General features: G+C 66.8%; 5 protein-coding genes and 1 pseudogene. 3 read left to right on the plus strand and 3 right to left on the minus strand.

Annotated features, from left to right (window positions below):
- Positions 1–234 precede the first annotated feature (234 nt).
- Complete coding sequence (locus HR086_RS08085) at positions 235–1,713, minus strand: FAD-dependent monooxygenase (RefSeq protein WP_174465297.1); 1,479 nt, start codon at positions 1,711–1,713, stop codon at positions 235–237.
- Positions 1,714–2,158: 445 nt separating this feature from the next.
- Between HR086_RS08085 and HR086_RS08090 the strand changes: the two genes are divergently transcribed.
- On the plus strand, positions 2,159–2,725 hold the full coding sequence (locus HR086_RS08090) for a hypothetical protein (RefSeq protein WP_174459422.1): 567 nt from the start codon (positions 2,159–2,161) through the stop codon (positions 2,723–2,725).
- 156 nt (positions 2,726–2,881) lie between these two features.
- Here the strand turns inward: HR086_RS08090 and HR086_RS08095 are convergent, their stop codons facing one another.
- Positions 2,882–3,832, minus strand: coding sequence for an RNA ligase family protein (locus HR086_RS08095; protein ID WP_254626241.1), 951 nt, complete (start codon positions 3,830–3,832; stop codon positions 2,882–2,884).
- Positions 3,833–4,248: 416 nt separating this feature from the next.
- Between HR086_RS08095 and HR086_RS08100 the strand changes: the two genes are divergently transcribed.
- The gene (locus HR086_RS08100) at positions 4,249–5,502 is read left to right on the plus strand and encodes a hypothetical protein (RefSeq protein ID WP_174465299.1); all 1,254 of its coding nucleotides are present in this window, start codon (positions 4,249–4,251) and stop codon (positions 5,500–5,502) included.
- 192 nt (positions 5,503–5,694) lie between these two features.
- Here the strand turns inward: HR086_RS08100 and HR086_RS08105 are convergent, their stop codons facing one another.
- Positions 5,695–6,675: an alpha/beta fold hydrolase gene (locus tag HR086_RS08105; protein WP_174465300.1), complete on the minus strand. Its 981-nt coding sequence runs from the start codon at positions 6,673–6,675 to the stop codon at positions 5,695–5,697.
- A gap of 95 nt (positions 6,676–6,770) precedes the next feature.
- Between HR086_RS08105 and HR086_RS08110 the strand changes: the two are divergent.
- A pseudogene (locus HR086_RS08110) lies at positions 6,771–7,329 on the plus strand (AraC family transcriptional regulator); the annotation flags it as partial.

Below are 7,329 nucleotides of genomic sequence, written 5' to 3' on the forward strand. Positions count from 1 at the left end.
CGCCCAGCACGAGCAGCCCGGCGACGCTTGTTTGCTCCCATCGCAACTCCTCGGATTCGAGCGTTGCGACGACCCGTTGAATCCACCGACGTTCCGGTGCCCGCCCGAATACACCCCGTATGTCCCCAGGGGGGAGATGCTCCGCTCGCGCGCCTCGCTCACTCGCCTTGACGCACCCATGCCGCAGCGGCCGTCAGGCCGCCGGGCATGGTCCGCTGAGGCAAGCGAAACGCGTTACGGCGTACGCGGCGGCCCGAACCATCGGGACAATGCCTCACGCAGCCCCTGGTTCGTGCCCTCACCGACCCACGCGACGTGACCGTCCGGTCGAATCAGCACCGCAACGGGTGCAGTGACCGCGCCGAGCGCCGGGAGCTCCCACTCCCCCGTGTAGCGGGCAGCGACCCTCCGGACCCGGTCCGCCCAGGGCGTGACGTCGAGAGTGCCGGACTCGCCCAGGTCGAGCAGCACCGGCCGCGCGTCGTGCAACAGGTGGAACACTCGCCGGGGACCGTCAGGGGTGACCAGGTCGAGGTCCGGCACGCGGCGCCCGAGCAGCGGGTGTCCGTTGCCCAGTTCGTAGTGAACGTCCAGCCCCGACATCATCGCCGCGTACTGCTTGCGTGGCCTGTCCATCTGCAGCAACTCAGCCAACGTCTCGCGCACGGCGTCCATTCGCGTGTCACCGCGGCTCAGCGCGGTCTGCGCCATGGTCTTCCGCAGTGCACGGGCCGCGACGGGGTGCCGCTCGGCCTGGTACGTATCGAGCAGGTTCTCTGGCGAGACGCCGCGCACGACCTGGGCCAGCTTCCACCCCAGGTTCACTGCATCCTGCACGCCAAGGTTGAGTCCCTGTCCGCCCATCGGTGAGTGCACGTGGGCCGCGTCGCCGGCCAGGAGCACCCGCCGGTCGCGGTAGGACGCCGCCTGCCGCGTCATGTCGGTGAACCTCGAGAGGGACGTGGCGCCGCGCAGGCCGTAGTCCGTCCCGTAGAGCGCGACGAGCCCCTCGCGCAGCACCTCGAGGGTGGGCGCGTCGCCCGTTTCGACCTGCTCCTCTCTCAGCACGACGCCCACGCGTCCGTCCTCCATCTTGCCCATGGCGTAGGTGCCCTTCTCATCCCGGCGGATGCCGAACGCCGGCGCTCCGGTCATCTCGACCTCGGCTATGAGGTAGCTGATCGACGCATCCCACCCCGGGAACTCGATGCCCGCAGCCTTGCGAACGAGGCTGCGACCCCCGTCGCACCCGACGAGGTACTTCGCCCGCAATGCACGGCCGTCCGACAGCTCGACGTCGACGCCGGTGTCGTCCTGCGCGAAGCCCGTCACCTCACACCCACGGTAGATGGGCACCGCCAGCTCGCCCACCCACTCCGCCAGGATGTGCTCGAAGCGCTCCTGCAAGAGCGCGAGTCCATGGTTGTGACGTGTCGGGAAGTCGCTGAGGTCCAGAGGCGTCTGCCCGAACGCGACGTTCTGGACTGCTTGCCCTTGCGAGACGAAGCGCTCGACGACCCCGCGCTGATCGAGCACCTCCAGGCTGCGCGCGTGCAGTCCGCGCGAGCGCGAGCCGGCGATCTCCTGATTGGAGCGCCGCTCGACGATGGCCACGTCCACCCGCGCCAATGCCAGCTCCGCCGCCAGCATCAGCCCGGTCGGGCCCCCTCCAGCAATCACCACCTCGTGTTGTGTCACCACGTTCGTGTGCATCCCCTGGCCTCCTGCTTCTGGAATGAAACGGGTGATGGTGGAGCATGACCGGGGGGGCTTGCGGCAATCGCCGGGGTCTGGCATTTGATGGCAGTGGAGAGAGCGGCGAGGGCTGCCATGGCTCCTCCAGCGGCCCGTCGCGGACCCCCAAAAGCGCGCACGCGTGGCCTTCACTCATGGCACTGACGCACTGCATGAAGTGGCCTTGGTGCCCCACACGGGACCGGGTTGTCTGGCTCGGTGGCGATGCGGTATGCGCCGCGTCGGTAGCCTCCTCGCCAGGGATGGCGCGGCTGCTATCCGGGTGATGGTGGATGGGCGTCAGTCGGAGCGAGGTCTACCTGGAGGGCCCCGTCGAGAAGCAGACAGGCCGCCACGCAGGCGGGGATTTGCTGGCCCGTTGCTGCGAGCATGGGCGCGCTGCTCTTCTGCCCTGGGGGGCTCAATGCAAGCCAGTCTGAAACTTCACCCAACACGGTTCTCCACCGCGTCGCCTCGTGCCTTGCTGCTGGCGGTGACGGTGCTGGGGCTGTTGACGGTGCCGTCTGTCGCGCACGCACTCCTGCTCATCACCTGTCCGGCCGGAACGACGCAGGTGGCCTATTCGCCCGGAATGACGAATACGCCGCGGCTCATCCAAGGCGTGGGGCATGAGCTGTCAGGGATTTGCACTGGACTGGGGCTGCCCATGGGGGTGAGTTCGTTCACGACCAGCTTCGTGGGCGAGGATATGGTGTCATGTACAGCGTTGTTCACCGCCAGCGAGGGTGACCAGACGTTTGTGTGGAGCAACGGGGCAACCAGTACCTGGCATTTCACGGCCACGGTGGGAACCAGCGTGGGCGGCCAACGCGTCACCACCCTGCAAGGGCCCATCACGTCTGGACTGTTCCAGGGTGCGCAGGTGACGCAGGTGGTGACCTTGCTGAACCTGGACCTGGCGGCATGTAGCACGGAGGAGGGGCTCACCTCCGCGAGTGGGACGTCGACGTATCTCTTCTCGGCCCTGTAGCGATGCCGGGCCGCTTGTGCGCGCGTCGCTCGCACTGACGCACTGAGATGTGCTCCCAGCGCGAGTTCCGACTCACGAATTCAACCCGCTGACCGTGTCCGATTTGACGGCGGCAACTCCCCGGCCGTCGCCCCTTGTCCTCAGGGCCATCCGTTCTCACGTCCCGTGAGGCGTGAGCGCGGCCCGGATGAGCACCAGGGCCCGCTCGCGAATCCGGGCCGACAGGACGTCCTCCGCCTTCGCATCGAGCGAGCGATAGGCGAGAGGAAACGCCAGCTCCAGGTCCACCCGCACGTCGAGGACCACTTCGTCGAGCAGCGTATCGACCTGGTCGCGTCCGCACTTGGAGAGGGCGCTGGCGATCCTCGCGGGGTTGACCAGTCGCGCGGCCCACTCCTCGAGCGTCTCCAGCGAGAGGGCCTGGTGGGGACTCCACGCCTCGCTCTCGTCGAAGCGGCCCTCACTGAACTCGTCGATCTTCCGTTTGACGGAGGCACGGGTGCTGGGGGAGGCGCGCAGCTCGCTCTTGATGACCAGCCCCTCCGCCACGTTGTCGGGGATGGGTGGCAGCCCCAACACGCCGGGAACCCGCGTCGGATACCGCGTGGGGACGCTGTCCATGTCGCCGCGAGTCCCTCGTCGAAGCACGGGAGGCGTCATGAGCCCTGCTGCCTTGGCCGCGGCCTCCAGCTCCGGATGGGCCAGCAAGGTGCCCTCGTCTTCGTCATCCCGCACGAGCAGGACGTCGAACGGCGACCAGCGCAGCTCCGGCGCATACCAGATGCCGGTCTGCACGGCGGACAGCCCCGGCACGGGCGGCACCTCCGGATGTGGGTAGTGCCCGCCGAAGAGCTCTCCGTAGAAATACACCGTGCCGGCCGTGGCCCCCAGCGCCTGTGCCATCTGTGCGGCCGCGGAGCCCAGTTGCGCCCGCACGAGCTGCCAGCCGAAGAAGGACTCGTCCTCGGTCAGCCAGGCCTTGCGCTTGCCGAACCAGACCTGTCCAGCCCGCACGGCGATGACGAGCTGCGCGCCATGAACCTTCTCCAGGGCAATCCACGGGCCACCCGGGCTGGGCGCTGACTTCGGTTGACCCGCTGCGGGCATCTTCGCGTAGGTCCGAAATGAAGGAGGCGGCACCATGCCCGGCAGAATGCCCGAAGTGGCCGCGCCGCGCTGCCCCGGTCATTCGGACGCGGCAAGGGAGTTGATTCCAACTCCGCGTCGCCGACACAGGAACGCGCCGGTCTCCGCGCGCCTGGCTCACTGGCATTGACGCACCGCCGTATGGGGCCTTGACGCGCTCCTGATGCGGCAGCCGAACTTTGGCCAGACACAACCATCCCGGCCTGGTTTCACCAAGGAGTTCATCTCTTTCTTGCTTGGAGCTGCTTGCTGACATGGTGGGAAATCCAAGGGGTGCGACCGCCGAAATCGGCCCCATCCCTCTTTCAATTCAAGACGCATCCGAGGATGATGTCGGCGATTGGTGCAATGCCAATCTTCAGTGTAGGGGGAGAAATATGACGCGACTTTACAGGCATCTGCTGACAGTTTCCCTGTCCGTCCTTGGTTTGACCGCCTGTGGCAACGTGGCTCCACCGGACGAGGTACAGAGCAGCACCCGCCAGGATGAGATGGTTGCAGAGGCTGTGCCACTCCCGCTCCCTCTTGGCTGCCTCCTGACCTCACTGGATACAGACCAGGACGGCGTCTGCGATATCGTGGAGGTTGTGTTTGGCACCAATCCGAACAACGCCGACACGGATGGGGACCGCCTCAGCGACTACGTGGAGTTGTTCGGCTTTGGCGGCGTGGATTTGAGTGCCCTCGGCGCCAACCCGCGCAAGAAGGATATCTTCGTGGAAGTGGACTACCTTCCCGGTCTCCTGCCGACCCAGGACACGCTGAACAGCGTCATCACGGCTTTCGCCAAAGCGCCGGTGAGCAACCCGAATGGGTCCACGGGCATCACGCTGCACCTGGTGGTGAGTCAGGAGATCGCCGCCGCGGACGTGGACCTGGACTTGAGTCCTGTCTGGACCGACTTCGACACGATCAAGGCCAAGTACTTCGCCGCGAGCCGCGCGCCGTACTTCCATTACATGCTGTTCGCGCACAGATACAACGGGGGCAACTCCAGCGGCATCTCGCGCGGGCTGCCTGCCCAGGACTTCGTGGTGTCACTGGGCTTTTGGGGCGGCGTACCGAACGTGGCGGTGGCTGGCACCCTGATGCACGAGTTGGGACACAACATCGGCCTGGACCACGGTGGCAATGACGGTGCCAACTACAAGCCCAACTACCTGAGCATCATGAACTACGAATACCAGTTTCATGGGTTCGTCATTGACAACATTGGCGGCGTGCTCGACTACTCGCGTGTGCGGGTGGCTGCCTTCAGTGAGCAGAATATCCTTGAGACTTCTGCGTTCGCGCCTATTGCGCCTACCACGGAAGCGGACCTTGACCGCATCGGCGGAGTGCGCGTCAACGGCGTCAACATTTTTGGCCATGCAGGCAACTTCCTCGACTTCAACAACAACGTCCAAGTCGACAACGGCGCCTATTCGTTGGATTTCAACCGCAACGGCTTCGCTGGGGATGTATTCCCCGCGGCGCAGAATGACTGGTTGGCCCTGATCTACGACGGCGGCGGCCAGATTGGCTTCGCCACGCCGGGCATCTCCCGGCACCTGGACCGCGAGGAGGCTTTCCTCGTGACCCCCGAGAAGATGGAGCCCTGCCTCACGGTGGACCTGGCGCGCGCTCCGTAAGTCCGCCTCCCGTCGCGGAAGAGTCGAATCCCACCGCCGGGGCCACCTGCACGGGCCCCGGCGGGTGTGTCTGCCTGGGAGCATCGAGGAGAGGACGCAACGGGCTCGCCACGGAGGTGGATGACCTGCCCCGCGGTTTTCGGACCCTCTGAAGCTCGCGAGGATGCCGTCTCCCGTCCACACGGAGGCAAGTCAGTCGACCTTCCACAGTCGGAGGGCTTCCTCCGCGATGATGTCGGGGTTCTCCTCCTGGAAGAACAGCTTCCCGCCCGGCACGAAGCGAATCCCCTGCGAGCCGGGGAACGTGCGGTCGAGGTAGTGCGCGTCCTCGTTCGAGAAGATGTCGTCGCTTGCGCCCCAGACGATGCGGACCGGGATGTGGACGCCAAGGAGCTTTGCCTCGATTCCCGCCAGCGGGTTGGGGAGAAACGCCTGGTGGAAGGCGTGGTACTGGGCCTGCCGCTTCGGCGAGCTCACGACGGGCGAGGCGTAGGTTTCGATGACCTCGTTGGTGAGGGTGTTGGGGTTCTGGAAGACAGCCGCGCCGAACGTCGAGCGGGCCATGGCCGGGTCGGTGAGCCACGCGGCGGTGTCGGCCGCGAGCGTCCCAGCGCGAGCCAGCTCGATGGCCGGCATGACCTTGGGTGGAGGGCTGTTCGGCTCGGTGTCGCAGTTCGTCAGGAGGAGTGTCCGGACCCGCTGTGGGAACTTGACCAGGAAGAGCTGGGCAACCGCGCCTCCGCTGTCACTGGCGACGATGTCGACCTGAGAGGCGCCGAGCGAGTCGAGCAGGGCCGCGAGCATGTCCACCTGGGCAGCGGCGGCCAGTGACTGGTGCTCGGGGACCTCCGAGTAGCCCAGGCCCATGAAGTCAGGAGCGATGCAGTGCCGGAGATCGCACAGCCGGTCAAACGCGCCGCGCCACTGGAAGCCATTGAGGGGGGCGCCGTGGAGGAACAGGGCGACATCACCCGAGCCGCGCTCCACGTAGGCAATCTTTCCGAACGAGAGCGGGGCGAAGCGTCGCGCCGCGCGCCAGGTCGCCGCGTCCGTCACTGGGACCGCCGTGACGCCAGCCGTGGTGGAGTGGGACTCCGGGTGGGATGCACAAGCGCCGAGCGTGCTGGCCGCGAGGGTCATGGCCGCGAACTTGAGGAAGAACCGACGTCTCATGGGGAGAACTCCAGTCTGATCGACCCTCGTGCTACCCAAGCCTTCCGGCCGCGCTGCTGAAGAGCCACGGTCCGGGGCGCACGCCGTTGCTCGACGTGCTCACGTCTCCGGTTCCGTCGGGTCGGTTCGACTCGCCGGTGGATGACCGCCATGTCCTCTGTCTGCACGTGGGGGAGCCGGTGCCGGTGACGTATCGCGTGGGGAAGGCCGAGCGTCAGGCGGCACGCATCCACGGTCAGTTCTGCGTGGTTCCGGCGGGGTCGAGCACTCGGTGGACGTTGTCGGGCCCGGCCCGGTCGTTGCTCCTGCGGCTGACGCCCGCGCTGATGAGGGAGGCCGCGGAGGCCAGGGGGTTGGGGGCGCAAGGGACGGAACTGGATCCGGCCATCCACATCCGGGACGCGCAGGTCGAGCGCATCGGCTGGATGATGCAGGCCGAGGACCACGATGGATATCCGGGGGGGAGGCTCTTCGTGGACAGCCTGGCGACGGCGCTCGCCGCACGGCTGTTCGCGTTGCAGTCTCCCACGGAGGACTCGGCGCCCAGGCGTCGCCATGGATTGCCAGCGTGGCGGCTGCGGCAGGTGGTCGAATACATCGAGGCGCACCTGGACGAGGAGCTGACGCTGGCGGAACTGGCGGGGGTGGCGGGGG

The organism is Myxococcus sp. CA039A (genome assembly GCF_013336645.1).
GTDB lineage: Bacteria > Myxococcota > Myxococcia > Myxococcales > Myxococcaceae > Myxococcus > Myxococcus llanfairpwllgwyngyllgogerychwyrndrobwllllantysiliogogogochensis.